Origin of the sequence: Fructobacillus papyriferae (assembly GCF_018437225.1) — a bacterium.
Classification (GTDB): Bacteria; Bacillota; Bacilli; order Lactobacillales; family Lactobacillaceae; genus Fructobacillus; species Fructobacillus papyriferae.
The window spans coordinates 77,451-100,216 of record NZ_JAAMFI010000002.1 but is presented as its reverse complement, the minus strand read 5'-3'; the positions used below and the strand labels follow the sequence as shown (position 1 = coordinate 100,216).

Genomic DNA, 22,766 nt, shown 5'->3' with positions numbered 1-22,766 from the left:
CGGAATTCAGCCCTTCCTTTTTTCTGCTTTCCTTATCGTTACTAGCTATTCTTTTCAAAAGAAACGCCTGTCAACTATGCTATAATCGACACGTTTATCAATCCTGATAAGCTTCTAATCCGGTGCGTTGCTTCCGATAACGGCACCTAAAAAACAATAGGAGAAAAACATGAACCAAAAAGAAACCACACTGGCCCTGACCTTCCATCCAAAAGCGATCGCTTCGGACCTTCTCACACTAAAGAAAGCGACCAAAGGCTTGCTATTGATCATGGTTGGCGCCCAGCTTCTCACCTTCGCTCTTTCCGCCGATCGTTCGAATCTCGCTTGGCTCAGCCTTTTTACTGGTTTAGCCGCGGTCACCAACCTTGCCTTAGTCGATCAAGGAAAACAATCCAATTTCTTTTGGGGACTACTTGCTACATCCGCTTGGCTACTGGTCGCCTTCCATTCGAGAACCTTTGGTGATGTCTTTGCCCAGGGCTTTGCCTTCATCATGCAATTTTACGGCATCCATCTCTGGGGAAAGGCCCGCGATGCTTCAAAAGGCGAATTAAAAGTCAAAAAAATGACTAAAGGGCTTGTCTTGACCACCTTGGTCCTCACCGTTTTGACTTATCTGACCGTCTTGATGGTCTCCAAACACCTTCACGGCTTACAAGTTTATTTGGATTCGGCCGTTCTTCCGTTAAACATCGTCGGACAGATTCTTATGACCTACGGCTATCGCTTTCAGTGGTTCTTTTGGATTTTAGTCGACATCGTGCAAGTGATGGTTTGGTCGAAAAATCTCTTTGTCCTCGACGGTTCCTATGCCGTTTCCATGCTCGTCTTGCAACTCGTGATGCTTTCAAACGCCCTCTACGGCACGTGGTATTGGTATCAAAAAACAACTTAATTCATTAAAAAAATCCTGTTCTCAAATCATGAGCGCAGGATTTTTCCTTTTTAGGCTAAAAGACGATCCAGGTGCTTGGCCAAAAGTGATAGCAAATAATTCACGATAAAATAACAAAAAGTCATAAAAATCAAAACTGGCACAATAAAGTGGCTGTTTTGTGCGTAGACCACTTGGCCCCGGAAGGTTAAATCGGCCAACACAACGCCAGAAGCAAGGGACGTGTCCTTCACCAGTGAAATCAATTGTGAAATCAAAGGTGGAATCATTTTCTTGTAGGCCTGGGGTAAGATGATGTGTGTCATCGTCTGCCGGTTAGACAACCCGGTCGATCGCGCCCCTTCAAACTGCCCTTTATCAATGGCATCGAGCCCACCGCGAATGATTTCAGACAACATGGCTGCTTCAAAAAAGGACATCGCAACCACCGTTGACCAAAAAACCGGCAGACGAATACCAATTTGAGGCAGGGCAAAGTAAGAAAAGAAAATAATCAAGAGCAGTGGTAAGTTCCGAACGATATTATTCAACGTCCCAACTAAAGAAGAAAAGTAAGGAATTTTTTCAAACATCACAATTCCAACCACCGAGCCAAGAATAAGCGAAATGATGATCGAAAGCAGGGAAACCGCGACCGTTATCCCTAATCCCTGCAACAGGTAACTCAGGTTATCTTGGGTTAACGCATTGATAAAGTCCGTCATTTTTCTTTCTCCTATCGACTTTCTTGTAAGTGTTCTTCTAAGTATTGCATGACATAGCTTAACGGCAAGGTCAACACAAGATAGAAAAGGCCCACCACAAGGTAAGACGTGAACGTATCAAAGGAACTAGCGGCCACCAGATTCCCCTGATACATCAAATCCAAACCGCCGACAAAGGCAAGGATCGACGAATTCTTAACCAAATTAATCAATTGGTTTCCCAAAGATGGGAGGGCGACTTTGAATGCCTGGGGCAACACGACCCGGCTCATGGCCTGACCATAGGATAGTCCATTGGCCAAAGCCCCTTCCATTTGCCCATGATCAATGGCCAAAATACCTGCACGAACCGATTCGGCAATAAAGGCTGAGGTATAAAGGGATAGCGCCACCGTCCCCGAAACAAAGCCCGTCATCTTGATTACCTTTGCGACGGCCAAATAAAAGAACAGTGTAATGATCAGCAAAGGAACGTTTCTTAAAAACTGAACATAGGCATTGCCAAGCATGGCCAAAAAACGTTTTTTTGACAGCTGTAAAAGGGCAAAAAACGTCCCGAGAATCAGGGAAGCCACGAGCGCAATGAGAGAAGCCAAAATGGTATAACCGAATCCGGAGAAAAAGAGGGCGCTGTAATGATTAAAAAGTGTCATGATTGCACCTCCAGTTGACTAAGATCAAGGCCCGGTACTTGGCTAAACCATTTCTTAATCAAGGTGTTGTAGGTACCGTCTTTTTCCAGAGATTCCAATGCCTGGTTGGCCTGCTTGACCATCCCCGGTTGGTTGTGGTCAAAGGCAATACCATATGGGGCATAACCCATGATGCCACCAACGACTTGGTAATCAGGGTTCTCAGCAACCAAACCATACAAAATGGCGTTATCGGTCACAATGGCTTGTCCTTGACCAGCTTTTAAAGCTTGCATCGCCGAAGCATAATCCTGCAGTGCCAAAACTTTAGCTTTGGGCGCTTCCTTTTTCACGGTATCCGCAGCCGTCGTTCCCAAAGCGATCAGGATAGTCTTAGACGGATCGTTCAGATCTTTAATCGACTGAACACCTGAATCCTTTCGAACCAATAGGGCATTTCCTGCAGGGAAATAAGGATTCGAGAAGTCCACAACTTTTGCCCGCTCCTTGGTAATGGTCATGACAGCCATGACGCCGTCAATGTTGGTGTTTTTTAGCAATTGTACCTTCGATGAAGCGTTCACTGGTGTAAAAGAAGGCGTCAGCTCCAGCCCCAGTTGTTTTCCAATTTGCTTGGTCAAGGCCTTCGCCAAATCAACATCAAAGCCTTCTGATTGGCCAGACTTGGTGTTTACTAAACCAAACAGCTTGGTATCTGTTTTTACTCCCCAATGAATCATCTTGGTTTTTTTAACGCGTTCCAGCGTGTCTTGATGACGTTTATTTTCATGCGCACGGTTGGCGGCCCAAAAACCCAAGAGAAGCAGGAACAATACCAAAAGGAGGGCGGCCACCATGCCAAAAAGACGTTTCTTATTCTTTTCCATCTTGCCTCCTCTCCTAGTGGTTAGCCACTTGGCTCAAAAATTTCTTAGCCCGTTCATTGCTTGGTTCTTGAAAGAACTGTTCCGTTGACGAATCTTCTAAAATCTGTCCGTCGGCCATAAAAATGACACGGTCCGCAACCGCTTTAGCAAAGCCCATTTCATGGGTCACGACCAACATGGTCATGTCGGAGTCTTCGGCAATTTCTTTCATGACCCGTAACACATCGCCGATCATTTCTGGATCCAAAGCAGACGTTGGTTCGTCAAAAAGCAAACACTTTGGCTTCATGGCTAAGGAACGGGCAATCGCGACCCGCTGCTTTTGTCCACCTGACAGAGCAGACGGCCTGTTATTGGCCTTATCCGCTAAGCCCACTCGCTCCAAAAGCGCCATGGCCAATTGCTTGTTTTCTTCTTCATCACGCTTAAGAACTAAGCGCGGAGCCAGCATAATATTCTCCAAAACCGTCTTGTTGTTATACAGATTAAAGTGTTGGAAAACCATGCCGACGTTTTTCCGGATTTTATTCATGTCGGTTTTCGGATCGTGCAAATCAAAGCCGTCGACAAGCAACTGACCTTCTTGAATTTCTTCTAACCCGTTAACCGTTCGAATTAAGGTCGACTTTCCAGACCCCGAAGGACCAATCAACACAACGGTTTCACCAGCATCGATCGTTAAGTTAATATCCTTTAATGCGTGAAAATCACCGTAGTATTTTTCCACGTCTTTAAATTCAATCATTGACATCGCGCTTCCTCCCTATGCGGTTCTCTGCTAAAAGAGACATTTCTTTTATTGTAGCTCGATGAATTGGGGAAATCCTTTCTTTTGTGAACTTTCTTCACATGGATATCAAATAAGCAAACAAAAAGCACCTACCGTTTTCATTCGGTACGTGCTTCCAAAAGACTGTCCCGGCTGGGCTCGAACCAGCGACCTTCGCATTAACAGTGCGGTGTTCTACCAACTGAACTACAAGACAATTAATAATTGTTGTTATTAATATATCCTATATTCAAAGCAAAAACAACCGTTTTATGAAAATATTTTAATTTATTTGTTAGAAAGGATTCCAAAATCGGCCACCATCAACCGATACCAACCAGACAGCCAGTAGCAAAAGAACCCCTCCTACCATTAAAGCGAACCAATCTGGCAACTGCCATTTTTGACTATAATACCAGGTTCTCTTTTGCTTCTTGCCGAAGCGTCGCAACGCCATGGCTTCTGAAATCGTTTCCACTTTCTCCAAAGTTGAAAAAGCCAGTGAAAGCAAGAGGCGGGTCGAAGCCATTATTTTCTTGCCTAAGGATGCTTTTTTACCAAGGGCGAAACCACGGGCTTCCTGCACCTTTTTTGTGGTTTGAAACTCGTTTTGAATCGTCGGCAAATAGCGTAACGTCAACGAAAAGGCGTAAGCAATTTTATAAGAAATCCCCACTCGATTCAGCCCCGCTGCCAATTGAGAAGGTTGGGTCATGAGCAAGAAGGCAAGGGAAAGTGGCACCGAAAAGCAGTACTTTAATAGTACTAGCAGTTCATAGAAGAGTTGCTGACTTGTCAAGGCATAGTAACCCGAACCAAGTAAGACCGTCTTATCCTGGTATAACTCGACACCATATCGAGGTGCAAAAACATAAATCAACACCAAATTAAGTAGCGCAAAAACGACGGTTAAATAAACCAGTATTCGAATCGATCGCCAAGAGATTTTTGATAGATATAAAACAAAACCAGCAAAAACCGTCAACAAAAACAGGAAGCGGATGTCAAAGGAAAGAATCCCCGCGACCGTAAGCAACAAAAAGACGAGCAACTTACTCGTTGCATTTAATCGGTGAATGACCGAATCGCGGTCTTGATAACCAAGAAAATCAGTCATGACTCCCCTCCCTTTCAATGCGCGTCAGCAAAATTTGGTCCGATGGCACAATCAGTGACGTCTGTTCCAATAATGAGCGTTGGCTAAAGAGTTCGACCGGCGTCATTTTCGCCGTTAGGCGCCCCGCTACCAGGGAAACCACCTGATCCGCCCATTTTTCAATCAGGCCCATATCGTGCGTAACCGTCACCAGAGCAATTCCGGAATCTTGCAGCAAACGCAAGTATTCTAGCAATCCCTTGGCGGAAACATCGTCTTGTCCAGCCGTTGGTTCGTCCAAAATTAGGACCTTGGGTTCCAAAATGGCTACTGACAAAACGGATAAACGCCTCTTTTGACCAAAAGACAGCGATTGACTTTGCCAATGACGATAGGGGTAGAGATTCGCCTTTTTTAAAGCAAAATGAACCGTTTCCTCAATGACCTCTTCCGCCACGTGATGTAGACGCAAGCCAGTAGCTACTTCCTCAAAAACCGACAAGCCAATTAGCATCTCATTGGGGTTTTGCGAAACATAGCCCACGTATCGCGCCTGCTCTGCTAAGCTCAGTTCAGCAAGGTCGACCGTTGCGTCATTAACCTCGTCACTCTTTGAAAAAACACGTCCCTGTTGAACAGGTAAGAAACCAGCAATCAAACGGGCTAAGGTCGACTTCCCAGAACCATTTTCACCAATCAGGGCCAACCATTGGTTAGCATCAATAGTCAACGAAACATCGTCTAAAATGGTTCGATGGCCATAGGAATAGGTCAGGTTTTTTGCCTCCAAGGCGGCCGGGAGTCTTTCTTGTGCTCCCTTACCCGCTGTTTTTCTAGCTTTTGGCGCCTGTTGCAGTTGCTGCTTCAGGTTGGGGCCGGTTACCTTTTGAACATCGTCAATGTGCTCAAGATTCTGCATTGAATAACCCGCTTGTTCAATAAGTGACAGATAGGCCGGTTGGGCCAATTGCCAATCGTGAAAACGAGAGTTTTTAAGCAAATCCTCGGCCTGTCCGTCAAAGACCAGTTCCCCGTTTTTCAGAACCAAAACATGATCAACGCCTTGACGCAACACCTCATCCAGACGATGTTCCACCATCATAATGGTAATACCATCTTGATGCAGCTGTTCGATAGTCGCCAGCACCGCTTGACCGGTTTGGGGATCAAGACTTGCCAGGGGCTCATCCAAAACTAAAATGGGACTATTCCCAACCAGCACCCCCGCCATGGCAACCCGTTGCTTTTGTCCACCCGAGAGCGCCTCCGGACCCAACGGCAGCAAGTTAGTCAAGCCTAATTTATCGGCGATGTTAGCGACGGCAGCCCGCAGTTTTTCAACCGCTTCCGCCTCGTTTTCGAGCACGAAAGCAATGTCTTCAGCCACCGTTAGGCCAACAAACTGGCGATCAGTGTCTTGTAAAATAGTTCCAACCAAAAGCGAACGGTCAAAAGAGTCAGTTCCAGCTTGGTCCTCATCGTTAATGATGACTTGTCCGTCGATTTCGCCTTCTTTTTCAGTGACTAAAGCATTGATAAGAGCAATCAGTGTTGACTTTCCTGAACCAGATGGGCCTAAAACGAGTGTTTTACTCCCCCTTTGAATGGTAAAGTTGAGATTCTTCAACGTTTCTTCCGCTTGACTGTGATAACGAAAGGAGAGGTCCTTAAATTGTAAGACAGAATCAGTCATTCAGTTCTCTTTCTAATCTTCTTTGCGCAACAGTTCTTGTTGGCCTTTGTTTTTAATATACAGCGATAACAGAGTCGTTCCAATAATTGCCGTCGAAATGATGTTCACTACAACAGAGAGACCCCCTTGCAAGAAGACTTTGTTAGCTGGTTCGGCATAAATCAAAATGTCTAGGCTGGGTGCTACAACTAACCAAGCAATGACATTGGCAATGGCCTGGCTAATGTTAAACCAGAGCAACTTGAAAGCAGTTAACTTTCCCCGCAACAATTTTACTCGCTTGACCAGCACCCCGAAAATCAAGGCATAGATGCCATCTGCAATGACCCAAGACCACCAAACCGATCCATAAGAAATGGCATCATTTAGGCTGTGCCCAATGATGGCCACAAAGAAACCAACAATTGGTGAAAAGATCACGGAAAGAAGCGATAACCATGATTGAGCCACGTTAATCTGCGTATTTGGTATTCCCGTTGGAATGGCAATAAATTTAAACAAAATCAAGAACACCGCTGCTCCGATTCCAATGGCAACAACATCCTTTGTTGATAATCCCTTTTTCTTCATCTTAGTCCCCCTTTTCAATTTCAATCGTCCAGTGCTGACCGGCTGAAAGATGGTTTTCTGCTGCCATTGAACCCATGCGAATGGCAATACCTACTGTGTAGACTGAGTTGACATAAATTAACGTTTCGCCATTTTTTACGTCGGCAAAAGTCTTATAGTAGGGCAGCTTCGCTTGATAAACTCGTTTCCCTTCATAAAAGACCGATACGTTGAAGACATCCCCATAACGGGCGCCAAAATCTTCCCAAAGATCTTCATCAATGTTAGTCCAAAGCGAGCCAAAGTTAACATCCGTGATGTCGACGTTTCCAAGAATTTTGTTTCCTTCAACCCGGGCCGGGTTCAAAGGCAGGCGGACAATGTCTTGCACCGGTAATTCCTTACCGATTTGGTCAAAAGTCACCTCACCACCAGCCAAACGAGCCCCGTTATAAACGTAAATGTCGCGTCCATGGAAGGTCGCTGACTTCTCAGAACCTGGTAAACGATCGATTGTTTCATCGATTACGCGCACCGCTTCGATTCCGTATAGTCTTTCCAAATGCGTCAACGTGCCATTATCCGGTGTGACAACATAGTGCCCGGTTTTAAGCTTAGCCACTAAGGAAAGCCGCTTGGATCCTACTCCAGGATCGACAACCGAAACAAAAACTGTTCCTGCTGGCCAATACTTAACTGTTTGTGAAAGTCGGAAAGACCCCTCAAAAATATTAAAAGGCGTAATACCATGTGTGAGATCAGCCACAGTCACATCTGCATCGACCTGACGCGCGACACCATACATTGTCGAAACTGCGCCATCATTTAAACCAAAATCTGTTTGTAATACGAGTGCTTCTTTCATTTTTTCTCCCTATTCATTAGGCGTCCCTAATTTTTTGCAACTAAAAAACCCGGATAGGTCAAAAGACCTACCCGGGACGAAATTTCGCGTTACCACCTGGTGTGTTCAGTATTTCCTCACAGAAATACCCTTATTAGGTTCTCCTTTTTGAAAACCATTCGCTATAACGGGCGATTCCCGTTTGAGGCTCACAAAGGCTCACCTCAATAAAAGCTCCAAGACCATTTTTCAGAATTTAAATTGACTGGTTTTCACCAAACACCAGCTCTCTAAGCAATCGCGATTCTTACTTTTTCTTTTCTTCGCTTCAATACCAAAGAGTTTACAACACGAAATGATAAAAAACAACCACTTTTTCATTTATTTTTAATGAAGTTACTTCCCAACCACTTCTTCAAACTTCGTCGCAATAGACTTGGCGGAAGCCGCCAGCTTTTCTTCCTCATTTGCCGTCAAAGTCAGCATCGCTTCAGCGATTACACCCGCCCGTCCAACGATGGCTGGCGTGGACAAGTACGTACCAAAGCGCGCCTGATAGTGGGAAACCGGCAGTTCTTCGTGGGCGTCCGAAACAACGACTTTGGCCAGGCGAACGGCTGCGGAGGCAATCCCGTATGACGTGAAGCCCTTGCCCATGAAGACCGTGTAGCCACCGACAATCGAATCCTTTTCGATTTCAGAAAGGTCAATGCTCCTTGCTTCGGCCAAAGTGGCAGCCGATTGTCCGGCGATTTGGACCGTTGACCAAGCGGTAAACTGCGTGTTGCCGTGTTCTCCTAGGTTGTAGCCCGAAACGGACTTAGGCGACACCTTAAAGGCCGCTCCCGTGGCTCGGCGCATCCGAGCGGTATCGAGCAGCGTTCCCGTGGCGATCACCTTCTCCTTAGGGTAGCCCGTTTCTTTTTGGTAGAGGGCCGCAATAGCATCACAGGGGTTGGTAATGACGATCAGCACACCGGAAAAGTCGGTCTGCTTCAACTTGGAAGCGACGTCTTTCACCTGCTCGACGTTGTAGGGTAGTTCAATGAAGCGATCCTTTGATGGATTGTTGTGCTGCAAGAGAATGTTACCGACAGCCGAAATGACCACATCCGCATCCGCCAAAGCCTGGTAGTCGTTTTCAATAATCTTGTAGGCGGCATCCTGATTGGCCGCGGCGTCTTCCAAATCCAAGACCTCGGCCCGGACTTTTTCAGCCTTTTTGTCAATTAAAACGTATTCGTCAAAGTCGCCTTCTTGCACCATGGCGTGGGCGACGGCTGAACCAACGTGGCCCATGCCAATAATTCCAACTTTTCGCATCACAATCCCCGCTTTCTTTTCCTCAAGGATAGGCGTACTGATCAGCAAAGTCAACCGTTTTATTAAAAAATCCTCATTTAAAATAAAAAGTCGAGCAGCGCTCGACTAATCTTGAAAGTAGCGGTCCTGGTGTAAGACACAGTTTGGGTTAAAGGCTGCCCCGCAGTAGGGGCAAGCCGTTTCTTTGTACTCAGCGTATGTTAAGGTCTTGTGGCAGACCCCACAAAGAACGGGTCGGCCAACCTGCCTGGCAGCTGGCTGAAAGGCATGTTTTCGCATGGCATCATGGCATTGATAGCAAGCAAAATACTGCTGACACTTCTCACAGCGTAAAGCGACCACGTCAACATCAGAATGGTAGTGCCGACAGGTACCGGTTGGCCCGATGTCTTGGCCAAAAATTTTAATCGCTGCCATTTTAGACAAACAACAAAACAACAAGTGTAAGCAAGGCCAAGCCGCCCTGTTTAAAAAACAGGCCAACCTTGCCGGCTGAAAAAGCGCCGTATGCTGCAACCAAGAGAATGTATAGCAACAATGGCAGAAGCCAGGTCAGCTGCCAGAAGGCAGCGACCAGCACGAAAAGGCCAATCAGGCCATTGTAAACGCCCTGATTCTTAAAGAGCAGCTGCACCTTTTCGTGTTTGAGGTCAGCTTGCGACATCGAAAAAACGCGACCAGTCGCTTCCGAGGTTGGCACAACGGTTTCTAAATACATAATATAGAAAAATTCAAGTGCGACCAACACGGCTAAAATCTGAAGCCAAATCATTCCCATCACTCCACTCCTCCTTCTGCTTTCAAATCACGAGCCAACAGATCGACCTGATCCAAATAAGGTGCCAAGAACGCGGCCGTCGCTGCTTTTTCTGCTTCACGGCTAATCTCATCTGGCTTCATTGTCAATTTCAAATTGACGGAAAGTCGCTTCATTTTCAAGCCCTGAAGGACTAATGACAGGGCAAGTTCACCTTGAAAGCCACCATGTGAGCCAATCGCAACGGTGGCCACTGGCATCCCCTGCCATTCCTGATAAAGCGTATCCAAGGCATTTTTCAAAACGGCTGGGTAGCCCCAGTTATACTGCGGAAAGACAATCACCAGCGCATCGAACTCTTGGATCATGGAAGACCAAGTCTTAGTTGCTTCAACCTGATACATCCCCAAGGCCGGCAATTCCGGTTCATCTAACCAAGGCAAATTAATCTCAGCCAAATCAAGAACTTCAGCATCAAGGCCCTTCATTTGTAAGATGGGCGCCAACCAATGGGCAACCTTTCGAGACACCGAATACCGCCGATTCGACCCGACTAAAATGGCAACTTTCATCGTACAACACTTCCTTTCTCTAACCAGTTAAGTCCATTGTACTCTTTTTTAAGAGGGGGCGGGGTAGAGGTGGCAGTCGACTGAAAGGTGCGGACCCTTTTGTTATCCTTGTCAAAGAAACACCCCCGGCCAGCGAATCCAGGTCGCCAAAAAAAATAATGCCAATCGGAAACAGTTTCAACCGTACTAAAAAAACGCACAACACAGGTTGTGCGTTTTTCTTTGTAGTGGAGAAGAAGGGATTCGAACCCTCGCACGCTTTAACACGTCTACACCCTTAGCAAGGGCGCCTCTTCAGCCTCTTGAGTACTTCTCCAATAACAGATAATACTATACCAGATTATCCGCTTGCCGACAAGGACGGCGCTGACTTTGACCAGCCAGTTCATCTTAGTTTAGCGGGCGATCGATTTCATGATCGCCAGGTTAAAGTGATCCCAGACGCCCTGATCGTCTGCTTTAAAATCCTCGATTAACGAATTCTTGATGGGGGTAATCACGCCGGCTTTATTTCCGTATACATCGGTTAAGCTCAGGTTGCCCGCCTCATCCCAAGCAACCCTGTAGTAAGTCCCGTCCATCCGGTAGTCGAGAATTTCTTCAAGGCCACGCTTTAAGGTGCGCTTGATCAACTGATCCTCGGTCACGTCTTCACCACGAGCATTCAAAATGGCCAGTTGGTCTTGTACTTGTTGATAGTCATCTGCAACTTCCAGATTATCCATTATCCCCCTCCTTTTTCCTGTTATTTTTTGGCTTCTATACTATAATAACTATAACTATTATACTAAGGTGGATAACATGACACAACTCGTAACGGGCGATGAAATTCGGGCCATCGAGGCCTACACCATAACAGACGGTGCTTTGTCAGCTGAAGTCTTGACAGAACGCGCCGCCATGGCTGCGTTGAATGTCTTGGCGGCGGGACACTTTGACCTGTCAAAAGTCCTTGTCTTGGCAGGCCTTGGTGGCAACGGCGCCGATGGTATCGCCTTGGCCCGTTTACTGCATCAAGCACATATTCCGGTCACTTTACAGTTTGTTGGCAATTTGAAGCGGGCCAATCAAGCCGTCTTGAACCAGCTGAAAGCCGCCAACGCTGCTGGCGTAAGCCGTTCTGAAAAATCGGATTTCAAAGAACCCTCGCTGATTGTCGATGCCATTTTCGGGGCTGGTTTGAACAAAGACCTACCCGAAGGTTTACAAAAGATGGTCAAAGCCGCCAACCACATCGACAACACCGTGGTGGCCTTGGATCTACCGACCGGAATTGATGCTGACACTGGGGAAGTTCGTGGCGCTGCTTTGAATGCGAAGGCCACGATCGCCTTTGGCTTTGAAAAAGCCGGTTGCGCCCGGGGGCAAGGTAAAAAGATGGCTGGCCGAGTGATGACCCAAAACATCGGTCTGATCACCCCAACGGATTTCACCTTTTCCATTCAATAAATTTACTTCAACCAGACAAAAACGTCTGGTTTTTTTATTTGTGGTAAGGCGACCCGACCGCAATCATTTGGGCCCGATAAATTTGTTCCATCAAAACCAAGCGCATCAGCTGGTGTGGCAAAGTTAGCAAACCAAAAGACAGAAGTAAGTCCGCCCGTTTTTTGATCTGATCGGTTAAACCAAGTGACCCACCGATGACAAAGGTCAGTGTGCCATGGCCAGACAACTTAGCCTGCTCTAAAGTCTTGGATAACTTTTCGGATGGCAGCTGTTTTCCTTCGATCGCCAAAACGACAACATAATCCCTTTCCCCAATCTTAGTCCAGATACGCGCGCCTTCTTTTGCCATGATGGCTTGATTTTCAGCTTCTGAAGCCTTTTCCGGCGTCTTTTCATCGGCCAGTTCGACTAGTTCGACTTTGGCAAAGCGTTGCAGGCGCTTTGCGTACTCCGCGATACCGTCTTTCAGGTATTTTTCCTTTAATTTACCAACTGTTACAACTTTTATTTTCATTTAAATTTCAGCCTTTCTTTTTGGTCTAAGTCAAGAAGTTATCCCCGAAAAGAACACTTATCCACCGACTTATCCACAGTTATCCCCTCTTTTTTGACAAAAAAGTCCGCTTATGACCGCATTTTACTATAGTTATCCACAAAACGGTGGGTTTTCACCATTCTTTTGGCCCAGACTTTTCAAAAGTCAAAAAGGGCTTAAATAGCGGCTTTATCCCCGAAATACCCATTTTATCCACAAGGTTATCCACAGCTGGTGATAAGTACATTTGTTCGGTCACTTTTCGCCTTTTATTCTTCGGTTTTTTGCTAAGTTCTTACTCGAGAAAGCCGATTCTTAGGTTAAACCAATGTTAAAGCAGAATAAAAAAGACGAACGGGTCATTTTCAAAAGTCCCAATGCATAGATTTTACCCCAAAACAACCGAACATGCATTCTTTAATTGGTCTAGTCGAGAATCCATCATTCCCCACTCTTGACTTTTACAAAGCCATAACAAAATAAAAAAAGCAGGACATCTTGTCCTGCTTTTATCGATTAGCGGCCTGCCTCTTGCAAGCCCTTCACGTAGGCTTCGAGCGTCAAATTATGGGCCTTCATGTACTTGGCGTTAGCAACACCAACGTAACGGAAGTGCCATGATTCGTAATCGATACCCGTTTGCTTCATTTGTTCCTTTTCCTTTGGGTAACGAAGGACGAAACCATAATCGGCGGCGTGATCAATCAACCACTTCTGCGAGTCGAACTGATCCATGTTGGCTTCCAAGCTTGGGTACCGTTCGAAAGCATCAGAACCAGCCATATCGATAGCCAAACCGGTTTGGTGTTCGGAAGAACCGGGATACTGGACAACGGCCGCAGTCGCCTTTTCAGCAGCCGCATCGTTCATCCCTTCGGCCAGGTTATTCTTTTTCACACCAGCAAAGACTTCCTTTTGGTACTGGATCGAACGGTAGCCCGAAATCAGATTGGTTTGGTAGCCCGCTGCCCGTGCCCCAGACTGAAAGTCTAAGACGGCCTGCTTGATTCGTTGATCAACCGTCACGCCGGAAACTGTGGCCTTATCAAAGTTAATTTCAGAATCTTTTTTGTGCCATTTGTTGACTAAAATCAAATCCCAATCGGTAGACTTCACGCCCTTTGGCAGATTCGTCAACCGCACGCTTTGGTCGCTTTTCGACGAGTCACTCTTCTGACTGCGTTCTTGCTCAGTCGAACGGCCCGTCTGCCAGTAAACACCAGCACTGACGACAGCGGCCAGTACGACAAGGCTAAGTAAAATAGCCAAGAACTTTTTCTTAGACATTTTATCCTCCTATATACAAAAAAAAGACCGGCAAGGCCGGTCCTAAGATGGTCAGTCAGGGGCTCGAACCCTGGACCCACGGATTAAGAGTCCGTTGCTCTACCAACTGAGCTAACTGACCATGATGTCTCATCAACAAAAGATATCATACCATAGCTTGAAGCGGCTGGCAAGAACTTTTCGTTCAAAAATAAAGCACTTGCAACAAAGAAGTCCAACACTCGGTCGCTTAGTTCAATGGCCCGGATGCTTAGGCGCGTGTCATCGCTGATTTGGCTAAATAAAAACAACCCAAAATGCCGGCATCATCGCCGTTTGCAACCGGCACAAGATAATCATCTAATACCGGCGTTGCCAAGTAACCATTCATTAATTCAGCAAAGCGCTGGCGAACCAATGGCAGCAGCACATCGCGGTGGCTGACCCCACCACCAAAAACAATCCGGTCAGGACGCAAAATCGTCGTATAGGTCATCGCTGCTTGCGCCAGGTAATCAGCTTCGATCATCCAGGCTTCGTGGTCGTCTTTCAATTCTTTGGCAGACATTCCCCAGCGGTCTTCCATAGCAGGCCCGGAAGCCACCCCCTCCAGACAGCGATCATGGTGGAAAGGACAATGTCCTTCGTAGCGATCCCTTGGATTCTTTTGGACCATCATGTGCCCCGCTTCAGGATGGCCAAAGCCTGAAAGCAATTGGCCGTTGACAATAATCCCCGCGCCAACACCAGTACCAACCGTCAAATAAAGTAAGGAGGCCACTTCGGAGTTCGCCCCGTGACGGTATTCGGCCCAGGCCGAACCGTTCACATCCGTCGTCCAATAATAGGGAATGTCGCGCCAGTTCTTCAAGTAACCTAAGAAATCAAAGTTGGCCCAACCAGGCTTTGGCGTGTCCAAGACAAAGCCGTAGGTGGGTGACTGTGGATTCAGATCAATCGGACCAAAGGCCGCCACCCCAATCGCTGCGACGTCAGGAAAGCCATCGAAATAAGCCGTCACTTGGGCCAACGTTGACGGACCATCCGTTGTGTTCAGGACCTTTCGATCAAGAATATTAAAATCTTCATCGCTGACGGCTAAGATAAACTTGGTGCCACCAGCTTCAATTGCGCCGATTAATGACATAAAGACGCCCTTTCTTCTCGTTCTTGCATTTCTATTGTACGGGCTTTCCTTTGGTCAAACAATAGCCGAATCGGCCAATTTGACTAAATGGTCTAGTCCGAAAGATCGCTATTAACAGAGTAAAAGGATTCTTTAGCGCATTTGGTCTATTACACCGGGAAAAGAGCAAAAGAATAGCCCGTTGGCTCCCAAAGAGTTGCTGCCAAACAAAAAAAGCCAACCCGAGCGCTGGCTTTTTTACTTGCTGTTTATTTCTTATCGTCATACCCGTTTGGGTGCTTTTCAACCCAGTTCCAGGCCGTACGGATAATGTCTTCGACGTTATCGTACTTTGGTGCCCAGCCAAGGGTCTCACGGGCAGCTGTTGAGTCGGCAACCAAGATGTCGGGATCACCGGCACGACGTGGGCCAACTTTGGCCGTGATGTCGACACCAGTGGCCTTGCGGGCCGCTTCGACCATTTCCTTAACGGAGAAGCCAGTCGCTGAACCAAGGTTGAACTGCGCCGATGGATTACCGTTTTTCAAGTAGTCCAATGCCAAAAGGTGGGCATCGGCCAGATCAACAACGTGGACGTAGTCACGAACGTTGAAACCGTCAGGCGTGTTGTAGTCATCCCCGAACATTTCGATGTAATCGCGCTTACCAGATGCGGCTTGCAAGATAATTGGCACCAAGTGTGTTTCGGGTCCGTGATCTTCACCGATTGAACCGTCTGGCATGGCACCGGCCACGTTGAAGTAACGCAAAGCAACCCATTTGATGTCGTAAGCTGAATCCGCCCAGGCCATCATCTTTTCCATCATCAACTTGGATTCACCGTAAGGGTTGATGGGATTTTGGGGGTCCGTTTCCTTGATTGGAATGTTGACAGGGTTCCCGTAAGTAGCCGCCGTTGATGAGAAGACGATCTTCTTGACGTCGTGTTCCTTCATCACTTCGAGCAACGTCACCATGCCGGCCGTGTTGTTGTCGAAGTACTTCAACGGTTCAGCAACAGATTCAGGCACGATCGAAAAGGCGGCAAAGTGCACGACGGCTTCGATAGCCTCTTTTTCAAAAACTTCGGACAAGGCCTTCTTGTCACGAATATCCACTTCGTAGAACTTGGCTTCTGGGGCAACCGCTGCCCGGTGGCCCTTGACCAAATTATCGACAACGACAACGTCTTGCCCATCTGCCAAGAGCTGACGAACCATGTGGGAACCGATGTAGCCGGCACCACCCAATACTAATACTGACATGTTGCATCCTCACTTATTGTTCATCTGAAGCAGCCCAAGTAATGATCGCTTCGGCTGCTGTCTGATCCCCGTTTTTCACGCGGTGTTTTGTTTTATTATCCCCCATTACGACCTGAGAATCAACTTGATGGCCATAGTGGACTTCGTTCTCGTAGCGAATGGAAAAGGCCGTCGCCTCATGCTCTTTCAAAAAATCAAGAGGCAAGACATCAACCATCCACTCCAGATACTTAGAGTTGTTGACGTGCCGGTTGCCATCGATGTCTAGGAAACGAACTTGGTAAGGCCTATCAAAGTCAGGCGTCTCATCTTTGATCTTTGGAATCCGAACCATCTTGTCTAAGCGCTTCTTCTGCTCGCCACCGTACGGTTCAACCAAATCAAGAGGCAGCTTGACCATCCGTCGGTCCTCCAGGTCAATCAAGGCCCAAAGGGAATCCATATCGATGATCACTTCACCACTTTCATCCTTAAACAAGAAGCCCCGCTTGGCAAAGTAGGCGCCCCATTCACCAGCCTTGGTTTCAATCGTAATGGTTTCCCCTAGTTCGGGCCGACGCTTAATCACCACGTCGTATTGTAAAATGACCCAACCCAGCCCGCGCTTATCGGTTTCCGCGTATCCGACCTGCAGGTGTTCGCCCTGCTTACGGGAACAGAGAATGGCTAAATTCAGCATCATGGCTAAAGAGAGCTTCCGAGTGAGATCGACCTGGTAGTATTCAATTGGTTGCGTGATGGAGTAAATATCAGCCATTTTCTTCCTCGATGTGGTGGTAGAGTTTGTAGATATCTTGGCGGCTTTGACCGCTCTTCTTTGCGACCTGCTTAATGGCCGCGTTTGGTTTCATGCCTGATTCGACTAAAGCGGTCACGGCAGCGATCGGATCACTTTCGGCCACTTGGGCGGCCTCGACTTCTTCCTGCCCCCGTTCGGCTGCCTGCAGCTCCGGGTTGTCACCCCTTTGTCCTTCGACCAGCAAAACGAATTCGCCACGGATTTCTGAGTTTTCGGCCCACTTTAAAGCCTCGCTTGCTGTTCCACGCAAGAATTCCTCGTAGCGCTTGGTGAGTTCCCGAGCCAAAACAACTTTCCGCTCAGCCCCCAAAGCCTCGACCAAATTAGCCAAGGTCTTCTTCAAACGATGAGGCGCTTCATAAAAGATCATCGTTTCTGCCCGCCAAGAAAGCTTTTGCCATTCAGCCAACTGTTCTTGTTTCTTCCGTGGTAAAAAACCGTGGAAGTAAAAAGGCTGTGGCACCAGTCCGGAAGCAATCAAGGCCGTGATGCCCGCTGAGGCGCCGGGCACCGGCACAACCGGAATGCCGGCTTCGACAGCTTGTGCCACCAGTTCTTTTCCCGGGTCAGAAATGGAAGGCAGTCCGGCATCGGATACTTGCGCAACCGATTTCCCGGCTAGCAATTCGCCAACCAATTCCGGCGCCTTTTCCTGCCAGTTGTGCTCGTGAAGCGAGGTTTTGTTTTGCTTAATCTCAAAATAATTCAAGAGCAGCTGAGTATGCCGCGTGTCTTCAGCGGCAATCAGATCAACCGACGATAAGACGTCAATGGCCCGATTGGAGATGTCCTGCAAATTGCCAATCGGCGTTCCGACCAAATACAAGGTACCCGTTTCATGAGTTGTAAAAGAATGTTGTCTTTGCATGCTTATCCCAATAAAATGGCGCTTTCAAGCGCCAGTTTTTCTAACTTTGATTGGAAGGCCAGTTGAACCTTCTTTAGTTTGTCAACGCTTAAAAATTCTTCCACTAAAGCCTGCAGCTGTTGGCTGCTATAATGCTTGGCTGCTTGTTGATAAAAGCCTGTTAATTGCGGGAAGTAGAGGGTTGGGTTTGAAACTGTCTTTTGCATAAAGACATCTCGTGCAAGCTGTTGCAACCAGAGCAGGACAGTTTCTTCTTGCTCTTTTTCCGACACGTTCTTGATCAATGTCGTCTGAAGATAGGCCATGGACGAGACGTCTCGACTAACCACTTTTTCAAACCACTTAAAGACCGCGGGTTGAACCTCCCGTTCAAAGCTAGCCAGCCCCTCTTTTGCCTTCTCGGCCACTTCTGCACTTGGCTTTAAATGGACAACTTGGGCACGGGAGACAATGGTTGGCAAGACCTCCTCGCTTTTTTCTGCAAGCAAAAGAATTAACTGCGGGCCGGCGGGCTCTTCGATAAACTTCAGCAAGGAGTTAGCCGCGGCTGTCGTCAGCGTCTCCGCCCGATCGATGATAAAGACCTTAACGGGCGCCTCGAGTGCGGTCGTCGTCAGTTCAGGTACGATTGCTCGAATCTGTGCGATCTTAATCGATGCGCCTTTCTTTTCAGGCAAGACCGTCACTAAGTCCGGATGATCGAATTGCCCAATTCGTTCTTCTGTCGTTTCGTCATCCCCTAACACCTGGCTAGCAAAAGCTAAGCTTAAGGCGAGTTTTTCTTCTTGTCCCAGCCCAGAAAGCAAATATAGGTGGGAGCGACGATCTTCTTTTACTGCCTGTTGGAACTGCGCCCAATTATCTGGATAAGCCGCTTCTGCACGTTTTAAAAAATCGGCCATCGTAAAAACGGCCGACTCTTCCAACTTGTTGCCCCCGTTTTTTTTCATCGAGGCAACCATTAAAACTGGTAAAAGTCATCGATGGTTTGCGTGAAGACAGTGGCACCGCCAACCTCGATTTCCACTGGAAAGGCAGCAGCCCGTTCCCCTTCAACACCCATCGGTGGCACCATGAACTGCTTACGCTTCTGAGAGACTTCTTTGATAATATCTAACACCTCTTCGACGCGCTCATCATCGATGGCCACCAAAAAAGTCGTGTTTCCGGATCGCAAGAACCCGCCAGACGTTGACAGACGTGTTGCTTGAATCTTTTCCTTGACCAGGGCGTTGGCCAACTTCGTGGCATCCTTATCTTGCACAATGGCATTGATTAATTTCATGGTTTACCTCCAATTTTTTGCAATAATGGCTTTAACGTCTTCTAGTACCTTTTCTTTGGACTGTGTTGCATCAACGCGTTTGATTCGCTTTGGATTATCTTCAGCTAAAGCCAGGTAGCTTTGCCGAACCTTTTCATGAAAAGCCAGACTTTCTTGGTCGAGTCGGTCAATCTTATCGGTCCGATTTTTAAAAATTCGTTCCAGCCCTTCTGCCACTGGCAGGTCTAAATAGATGGTTAGTTCAGGCATCACCGCTTGGCCGGTTTTCGGATCCATGATCGCAAAATCGTTGATTTTTTGGACTTTTTCTAAGCCCAATCCGCGACCGCCGCCCTGATAGGCCAAAGAAGAATCTAAGTAGCGATCCGAAACCACAACATGCCCGGCTTTCAGGGCTGGCAAAATTGTCTGGATAACGTGCTCCCGTCGTGAGGCCGCCAGGAGAAAAACTTCTGTCCAAGAATCAATTGCCGGCTCGGTCTGTACTTTTAACAGGTTGCGAATGGCTTCGGCCATCGCATTTCCACCTGGTTCTCGAGTCAATAAGACCGGTTTTTGGGTTAATTTTTCGATTTCTGGTAAAACCGACTGAATCACGGTCGTTTTGCCTGCCCCTTCCGGGCCCTCAAATGAAATAAAGTTGGCTTTTGTCATACAAACCCCTTAGTCGTCGTTGGAACCATAAACGCGTAAGCTTTTGGCCACCGTTTTACGGCGCTTAGCTTCTTTATATAGGTACGTAAACCGGGCTTTCTTCAAAGCCGTTTGGGCTTGCACCATATGGCCGTTTACACGAGCATCCACTAATGCGGTCTCAGAGTCTTGGGCTTGATGGTAATCTTGTCTGGCATGATCAACTTCATCTAAGAGAATCTGATCGTATTCCGCCTTCAGATTGCGGTGTTTACCTGCTTTTTTCTTAAACATCACAGTTCATTCCTACCTTCGATAGATTTAATCAACGTGAGTTGGTCGGCATAATCGATATCGGAGCCAACGGCCAAGCCAGAAGCTAATCGAGTCACTTTGATATTGGCTGGCTTAACCAATCGGGCAATGTACATGGCTGTTGCTTCACCATCTGTATTGGCATTCGTACCAACGATGACTTCTTTAATCTCGTCGTCTTTTGACAAACGCCGAATTAAGGATGGTAAGTTGATATCTTCCGGACCGGTTCCAGCAGCAGGAGAGATGACGCCGTTTAAGACGTGATATAGTCCGTGGTACTCCTGAGTCTGTTCCATGGCCATGACATCTTTTGGGTTCTGTAGCACCAGCACCGTAGATCGATCACGCGACGGATCCGTGCAGATACTACATGGATTTTCGTCCCTACTGGTAATGTTACCGCAAATCTCACAAAAAGTAATCGACTCTTTAGCTGAAGAGAGAGCCTTAGAGAAATTTTGCACGTCTTCTTGGTCCATAGATAGCGTGTAAAAAGCCAGTCTTGACGCGGTCTTCGCACCAATTCCCGGTAATTTGGAATAGGAATCAATTAATTTAGCAATCGGTTCAGGATATTGCATCATACTTCCTTATGAATGGTCCTCTTCGACTTGGACAAGTTCATCACCGAAGAGTGCTTGTGCTGCAGCGACGATATCGTCAGTAGCAGCTTTTTCGTTCGTTATCTTTTTTTTAGAGTCAGCGGCTGGTTCAGCGGTGTTTTTGGCAACAATTGTTGGTGTCAGATCCGATAAGGCGATCTTGACCGTTTGGCCCGCCTTCAATGCTTTAACGTAATCCGCACGATCGTTCTTCCACTGATCTTGGCTTCGAAGCACCAACGTTTTTGGCAAATGAAGTGTGTCCAACGCCTTGGCTAGTTGTTCTTGTAAGTGGTTATCCTTTTCGGCTTTATCTTGTAAAGCTGGATAATCAAACGAAAGCACCGTGGCTTCCAGTGAAGCGGCGACCGGCTCAGCTGTTTGAAGAATCGCCTGGTCTTTTACTGGCATTTCAGCAACCAGTCCTGGCCATTCCGACTGAATCTTGTTCAATTGATCGCGCTTAGCCTGAGCCAAAACAGCTTGCACCGGCTCATTGCCCGTATAGAGGTAGAGCTGCCAGTCGGCCATTGTTGGCGCTTCTTTTTCTTTTGGAGAAGCAACTTTGATATGTTGAGCCGGCTGTTCGTGCACCAATTCTTTTGATTCTTGTGCGACCCCTGGTTGGCCAGTTGCCTGATCATGATTTTCATGTGCTTCAGCAACTGCTGCTTTTTCAGCCGGTGCTTTTTCGACCGGTACTTGATCGCCCAGTGTTTCTTTGTTCGGTGCTTGTTCACGCAGCGTTTCTTCTGCCGCCTGCTTTTTTTCAATTGTTGGCTTTGCACTTGCTTCAGGTTCTTGAGCGAACACTTCCTTTGAATTGGATGCCGGCACCTTGTTTTCTATCTTTTTTTTCTGTGCCAACTGAACCGTCAAGATTTCCAGGTAGATGTCCGACTGCAAGGATTGCGTCAGCGCTGTCTTGATTTGATCGATAACCTGTAGCATCTCTTGGATTTGTGCTTGCGAACTTTCAGCCAAAAAAGCTTTCAATTCACTTTCTTTCGATTTCGCCTTAACCAAGTCTGGCGCCAAATCAACTAACATGACATCGCGTAGGGTCGCGATTAAATCAGACAAAAAGCGGTTAGCATCTTTTCCAGAAAGTAAAATCTCTGACAACGTTTCCATGGCAGCGGCCGTATCGCCAGAAAGAACCTGCTGCAAATACGATAGGACCTGATCAATATCAACGGATCCCGTGACGGTCAAAGCATTTTGAACCGTCACTTTGTCAGGACCAAAGGCAATCACTTGATCCATAATGGACAATGCATCACGCATCCCACCTTCGGCAGCTGTCGCAACGATATCCAAAGCCGCTTCTTCATAGGCTTGCTTTTCTTCTTGTAAGATTTCTTCCAACCGCTTCTTAATCGTTTGGTTGGACAAGCGTTTAAATTCGAAGCGCTGCGTACGGGAAAGAATCGTCGCCGGCATCTTTTGAATTTCGGTGGTGGCCAAGATGAACTTCACCTGTGCGGGTGGCTCTTCCAACGTTTTCAATAAAGCGTTGAAAGCCCCGGTTGATAACATATGCGCTTCATCAATAATGTAAATTTTGTAAGGGGCTTTTATCGGCGCATAATTGGCCGAATCGCGGATTGAGCGAATTTCATCGACGCCGTTGTTCGATGCGGCATCAATTTCAATAATGTCGGGTTGGGATTTACCAGCCTGATCGGCACTAATCCCATTAACTTCGCGAGCAAAAATCTTAGCCGCCGAGGTCTTTCCCGTTCCGCGTGGTCCAGCAAAAAGGTAAGCGTGTCCCGTTTGCTTTTTATCGATGGCGTTTTGTAGGGTCTTGGTAATGACCTCTTGGCCAACCATCTCAGAAAAAGTCTTTGGCCGGTAAACCCGGTACAGTGCTTGATACGCCATCGTTTCTCC

27 protein-coding genes, 3 tRNA genes and 1 other annotated feature are annotated in these 22,766 nt (G+C 47.2%); of the genes, 2 read left to right on the top strand and 28 right to left on the bottom strand.

The window, feature by feature from the left end; all coding sequences use genetic code 11:
* Positions 1–169: 169 nt before the first annotated feature.
* The gene (gene pnuC, locus G6R27_RS04175; RefSeq protein ID WP_213819821.1) at positions 170–898 is read left to right on the top strand and encodes a nicotinamide riboside transporter PnuC; all 729 of its coding nucleotides are present in this window, start codon (positions 170–172) and stop codon (positions 896–898) included.
* Between the two features lie 50 nt (positions 899–948).
* On the opposite strand, the gene G6R27_RS04170 is transcribed toward pnuC, so the two are convergent.
* The 15 genes from G6R27_RS04170 to G6R27_RS04100 all read right to left on the bottom strand — a co-directional run bounded on the left by G6R27_RS04170 (position 949) and on the right by G6R27_RS04100 (position 11,449).
* Entirely contained in the window at positions 949–1,602 is a 654-nt protein-coding gene (locus G6R27_RS04170; RefSeq protein ID WP_213819820.1) for an amino acid ABC transporter permease, read from the bottom strand.
* 11 nt (positions 1,603–1,613) lie between these two features.
* Positions 1,614–2,255 carry an amino acid ABC transporter permease gene (locus G6R27_RS04165; protein WP_213819819.1) on the bottom strand — a complete coding sequence of 214 codons (642 nt, stop codon included), beginning with the start codon at positions 2,253–2,255 and terminating at the stop codon, positions 1,614–1,616.
* Positions 2,252–3,121, bottom strand: a complete 870-nt coding sequence (locus tag G6R27_RS04160) for a transporter substrate-binding domain-containing protein (RefSeq protein ID WP_213819818.1) — start codon at positions 3,119–3,121, stop codon at positions 2,252–2,254. Before G6R27_RS04160 ends, G6R27_RS04165 begins: the two co-directional genes overlap by 4 nt.
* 13 nt (positions 3,122–3,134) lie before the next feature.
* The gene (locus G6R27_RS04155) at positions 3,135–3,872 is read right to left on the bottom strand and encodes an amino acid ABC transporter ATP-binding protein (protein ID WP_274381126.1); all 738 of its coding nucleotides are present in this window, start codon (positions 3,870–3,872) and stop codon (positions 3,135–3,137) included.
* 162 nt (positions 3,873–4,034) lie between these two features.
* Positions 4,035–4,107 (bottom strand) — tRNA-Asn (locus G6R27_RS04150).
* Between the two features lie 78 nt (positions 4,108–4,185).
* Entirely contained in the window at positions 4,186–5,007 is an 822-nt protein-coding gene (locus G6R27_RS04145) for an energy-coupling factor transporter transmembrane component T family protein (RefSeq protein WP_213819817.1), read from the bottom strand.
* On the bottom strand, positions 5,000–6,679 hold the full coding sequence (locus G6R27_RS04140) for an ABC transporter ATP-binding protein (protein WP_213819816.1): 1,680 nt from the start codon (positions 6,677–6,679) through the stop codon (positions 5,000–5,002). Before G6R27_RS04140 ends, G6R27_RS04145 begins: the two co-directional genes overlap by 8 nt.
* Positions 6,680–6,691: 12 nt before the next feature.
* On the bottom strand, positions 6,692–7,249 hold the full coding sequence (locus G6R27_RS04135; RefSeq protein ID WP_213819815.1) for an ECF-type riboflavin transporter substrate-binding protein: 558 nt from the start codon (positions 7,247–7,249) through the stop codon (positions 6,692–6,694).
* 1 nt (position 7,250) lies between these two features.
* The gene (locus G6R27_RS04130) at positions 7,251–8,093 is read right to left on the bottom strand and encodes an SAM hydrolase/SAM-dependent halogenase family protein (protein ID WP_213819814.1); all 843 of its coding nucleotides are present in this window, start codon (positions 8,091–8,093) and stop codon (positions 7,251–7,253) included.
* Between the two features lie 69 nt (positions 8,094–8,162).
* Positions 8,163–8,405: a binding site (T-box leader), on the bottom strand.
* Positions 8,406–8,468: 63 nt separating this feature from the next.
* Positions 8,469–9,398 (bottom strand): lactate/malate family dehydrogenase, encoded by a 930-nt coding sequence (locus G6R27_RS04125; RefSeq protein WP_213819813.1) that lies wholly within the window; start codon positions 9,396–9,398, stop codon positions 8,469–8,471.
* A gap of 102 nt (positions 9,399–9,500) precedes the next feature.
* Complete coding sequence (locus G6R27_RS04120; RefSeq protein ID WP_213819812.1) at positions 9,501–9,812, bottom strand: CHY zinc finger protein; 312 nt, start codon at positions 9,810–9,812, stop codon at positions 9,501–9,503.
* Between the two features lies 1 nt (position 9,813).
* On the bottom strand, positions 9,814–10,167 hold the full coding sequence (locus G6R27_RS04115; RefSeq protein WP_420798191.1) for a DUF1304 family protein: 354 nt from the start codon (positions 10,165–10,167) through the stop codon (positions 9,814–9,816).
* 5 nt (positions 10,168–10,172) lie between these two features.
* Positions 10,173–10,724: an NADPH-dependent FMN reductase gene (locus G6R27_RS04110; protein ID WP_213819810.1), complete on the bottom strand. Its 552-nt coding sequence runs from the start codon at positions 10,722–10,724 to the stop codon at positions 10,173–10,175.
* 228 nt (positions 10,725–10,952) lie between these two features.
* Positions 10,953–11,040, bottom strand: a tRNA-Ser gene (locus G6R27_RS04105).
* A 79-nt stretch (positions 11,041–11,119) separates the two neighbouring features.
* Positions 11,120–11,449: a hypothetical protein gene (locus G6R27_RS04100; RefSeq protein ID WP_213819809.1), complete on the bottom strand. Its 330-nt coding sequence runs from the start codon at positions 11,447–11,449 to the stop codon at positions 11,120–11,122.
* Positions 11,450–11,525: 76 nt separating this feature from the next.
* Between G6R27_RS04100 and G6R27_RS04095 the strand changes: the two genes are divergently transcribed.
* On the top strand, positions 11,526–12,173 hold the full coding sequence (locus G6R27_RS04095; RefSeq protein WP_213819808.1) for an NAD(P)H-hydrate epimerase: 648 nt from the start codon (positions 11,526–11,528) through the stop codon (positions 12,171–12,173).
* Positions 12,174–12,207: 34 nt separating this feature from the next.
* On the opposite strand, the gene rlmH is transcribed toward G6R27_RS04095, so the two are convergent.
* From rlmH to dnaX, 13 genes are all read right to left on the bottom strand, one after another.
* On the bottom strand, positions 12,208–12,687 hold the full coding sequence (rlmH, locus tag G6R27_RS04090) for a 23S rRNA (pseudouridine(1915)-N(3))-methyltransferase RlmH (RefSeq protein ID WP_213819807.1): 480 nt from the start codon (positions 12,685–12,687) through the stop codon (positions 12,208–12,210).
* Between the two features lie 537 nt (positions 12,688–13,224).
* Positions 13,225–13,995 carry a M15 family metallopeptidase gene (locus G6R27_RS04085; protein WP_213819806.1) on the bottom strand — a complete coding sequence of 257 codons (771 nt, stop codon included), beginning with the start codon at positions 13,993–13,995 and terminating at the stop codon, positions 13,225–13,227.
* Positions 13,996–14,043: 48 nt separating this feature from the next.
* A tRNA-Lys gene (locus G6R27_RS04080) sits at positions 14,044–14,116 on the bottom strand.
* A gap of 129 nt (positions 14,117–14,245) precedes the next feature.
* The gene (locus tag G6R27_RS04075; RefSeq protein WP_213819805.1) at positions 14,246–15,121 is read right to left on the bottom strand and encodes an ROK family protein; all 876 of its coding nucleotides are present in this window, start codon (positions 15,119–15,121) and stop codon (positions 14,246–14,248) included.
* A 248-nt stretch (positions 15,122–15,369) separates the two neighbouring features.
* A complete protein-coding gene (gene galE, locus G6R27_RS04070) occupies positions 15,370–16,365 on the bottom strand; it encodes a UDP-glucose 4-epimerase GalE (protein ID WP_213819804.1) in 996 nt (331 codons plus the stop codon).
* 13 nt (positions 16,366–16,378) lie between these two features.
* Positions 16,379–17,122 carry an acyl-[acyl-carrier-protein] thioesterase gene (locus G6R27_RS04065; RefSeq protein WP_213819803.1) on the bottom strand — a complete coding sequence of 248 codons (744 nt, stop codon included), beginning with the start codon at positions 17,120–17,122 and terminating at the stop codon, positions 16,379–16,381.
* Positions 17,115–18,032 carry a 16S rRNA (cytidine(1402)-2'-O)-methyltransferase gene (gene rsmI, locus G6R27_RS04060; protein ID WP_213819802.1) on the bottom strand — a complete coding sequence of 306 codons (918 nt, stop codon included), beginning with the start codon at positions 18,030–18,032 and terminating at the stop codon, positions 17,115–17,117. Before rsmI ends, G6R27_RS04065 begins: the two co-directional genes overlap by 8 nt.
* 2 nt (positions 18,033–18,034) lie before the next feature.
* Positions 18,035–18,982, bottom strand: coding sequence for a DNA polymerase III subunit delta (locus G6R27_RS04055; protein ID WP_213819801.1), 948 nt, complete (start codon positions 18,980–18,982; stop codon positions 18,035–18,037).
* Between the two features lie 11 nt (positions 18,983–18,993).
* Entirely contained in the window at positions 18,994–19,317 is a 324-nt protein-coding gene (locus G6R27_RS04050) for a cyclic-di-AMP receptor (protein ID WP_213819800.1), read from the bottom strand.
* Positions 19,318–19,320: 3 nt separating this feature from the next.
* Complete coding sequence (tmk, locus tag G6R27_RS04045; protein ID WP_213819799.1) at positions 19,321–19,971, bottom strand: dTMP kinase; 651 nt, start codon at positions 19,969–19,971, stop codon at positions 19,321–19,323.
* A 9-nt stretch (positions 19,972–19,980) separates the two neighbouring features.
* Positions 19,981–20,244 carry a YaaL family protein gene (locus tag G6R27_RS04040; RefSeq protein ID WP_213819798.1) on the bottom strand — a complete coding sequence of 88 codons (264 nt, stop codon included), beginning with the start codon at positions 20,242–20,244 and terminating at the stop codon, positions 19,981–19,983.
* Positions 20,244–20,849: a recombination mediator RecR gene (gene recR, locus G6R27_RS04035; RefSeq protein ID WP_213819797.1), complete on the bottom strand. Its 606-nt coding sequence runs from the start codon at positions 20,847–20,849 to the stop codon at positions 20,244–20,246. The genes G6R27_RS04040 and recR overlap by 1 nt, the downstream gene beginning before the upstream one ends.
* Before the next feature lie 9 nt (positions 20,850–20,858).
* A complete protein-coding gene (gene dnaX / locus G6R27_RS04030; protein ID WP_213819796.1) occupies positions 20,859–22,757 on the bottom strand; it encodes a DNA polymerase III subunit gamma/tau in 1,899 nt (632 codons plus the stop codon).
* Between the last annotated feature and the right edge of the window lie 9 nt (positions 22,758–22,766).

Bases quoted from the DNA above. Each gene is read 5' to 3' on its own strand.
- G6R27_RS04135 (WP_213819815.1), bottom strand. From the start codon at position 7,249: ATGAAGAAAAAGGGATTATCAACAAAGGATGTTGTTGCCATTGGAATC.
- G6R27_RS04145 (WP_213819817.1), bottom strand. From the start codon at position 5,007: ATGACTGATTTTCTTGGTTATCAAGACCGCGATTCGGTCATTCACCGA.
- G6R27_RS04130 (WP_213819814.1), bottom strand. From the start codon at position 8,093: ATGAAAGAAGCACTCGTATTACAAACAGATTTTGGTTTAAATGATGGC.
- G6R27_RS04140 (WP_213819816.1), bottom strand. From the start codon at position 6,679: ATGACTGATTCTGTCTTACAATTTAAGGACCTCTCCTTTCGTTATCAC.
- G6R27_RS04075 (WP_213819805.1), bottom strand. From the start codon at position 15,121: ATGTCATTAATCGGCGCAATTGAAGCTGGTGGCACCAAGTTTATCTTA.
- G6R27_RS04110 (WP_213819810.1), bottom strand. From the start codon at position 10,724: ATGAAAGTTGCCATTTTAGTCGGGTCGAATCGGCGGTATTCGGTGTCT.
- recR (WP_213819797.1), bottom strand. From the start codon at position 20,849: ATGCAATATCCTGAACCGATTGCTAAATTAATTGATTCCTATTCCAAA.
- tmk (WP_213819799.1), bottom strand. From the start codon at position 19,971: ATGACAAAAGCCAACTTTATTTCATTTGAGGGCCCGGAAGGGGCAGGC.
- pnuC (WP_213819821.1), top strand. From the start codon at position 170: ATGAACCAAAAAGAAACCACACTGGCCCTGACCTTCCATCCAAAAGCG.
- G6R27_RS04155 (WP_274381126.1), bottom strand. From the start codon at position 3,872: ATGTCAATGATTGAATTTAAAGACGTGGAAAAATACTACGGTGATTTT.
- G6R27_RS04120 (WP_213819812.1), bottom strand. From the start codon at position 9,812: ATGGCAGCGATTAAAATTTTTGGCCAAGACATCGGGCCAACCGGTACC.
- G6R27_RS04085 (WP_213819806.1), bottom strand. From the start codon at position 13,995: ATGTCTAAGAAAAAGTTCTTGGCTATTTTACTTAGCCTTGTCGTACTG.
- G6R27_RS04040 (WP_213819798.1), bottom strand. From the start codon at position 20,244: ATGTTTAAGAAAAAAGCAGGTAAACACCGCAATCTGAAGGCGGAATAC.
- galE (WP_213819804.1), bottom strand. From the start codon at position 16,365: ATGTCAGTATTAGTATTGGGTGGTGCCGGCTACATCGGTTCCCACATG.
- G6R27_RS04065 (WP_213819803.1), bottom strand. From the start codon at position 17,122: ATGGCTGATATTTACTCCATCACGCAACCAATTGAATACTACCAGGTC.
- rlmH (WP_213819807.1), bottom strand. From the start codon at position 12,687: ATGAAAATAAAAGTTGTAACAGTTGGTAAATTAAAGGAAAAATACCTG.
- G6R27_RS04115 (WP_420798191.1), bottom strand. From the start codon at position 10,167: ATGATTTGGCTTCAGATTTTAGCCGTGTTGGTCGCACTTGAATTTTTC.
- G6R27_RS04095 (WP_213819808.1), top strand. From the start codon at position 11,526: ATGACACAACTCGTAACGGGCGATGAAATTCGGGCCATCGAGGCCTAC.
- G6R27_RS04165 (WP_213819819.1), bottom strand. From the start codon at position 2,255: ATGACACTTTTTAATCATTACAGCGCCCTCTTTTTCTCCGGATTCGGT.
- G6R27_RS04055 (WP_213819801.1), bottom strand. From the start codon at position 18,982: ATGAAAAAAAACGGGGGCAACAAGTTGGAAGAGTCGGCCGTTTTTACG.
- G6R27_RS04160 (WP_213819818.1), bottom strand. From the start codon at position 3,121: ATGGAAAAGAATAAGAAACGTCTTTTTGGCATGGTGGCCGCCCTCCTT.
- G6R27_RS04100 (WP_213819809.1), bottom strand. From the start codon at position 11,449: ATGGATAATCTGGAAGTTGCAGATGACTATCAACAAGTACAAGACCAA.
- G6R27_RS04170 (WP_213819820.1), bottom strand. From the start codon at position 1,602: ATGACGGACTTTATCAATGCGTTAACCCAAGATAACCTGAGTTACCTG.
- rsmI (WP_213819802.1), bottom strand. From the start codon at position 18,032: ATGCAAAGACAACATTCTTTTACAACTCATGAAACGGGTACCTTGTAT.
- dnaX (WP_213819796.1), bottom strand. From the start codon at position 22,757: ATGGCGTATCAAGCACTGTACCGGGTTTACCGGCCAAAGACTTTTTCT.
- G6R27_RS04050 (WP_213819800.1), bottom strand. From the start codon at position 19,317: ATGAAATTAATCAATGCCATTGTGCAAGATAAGGATGCCACGAAGTTG.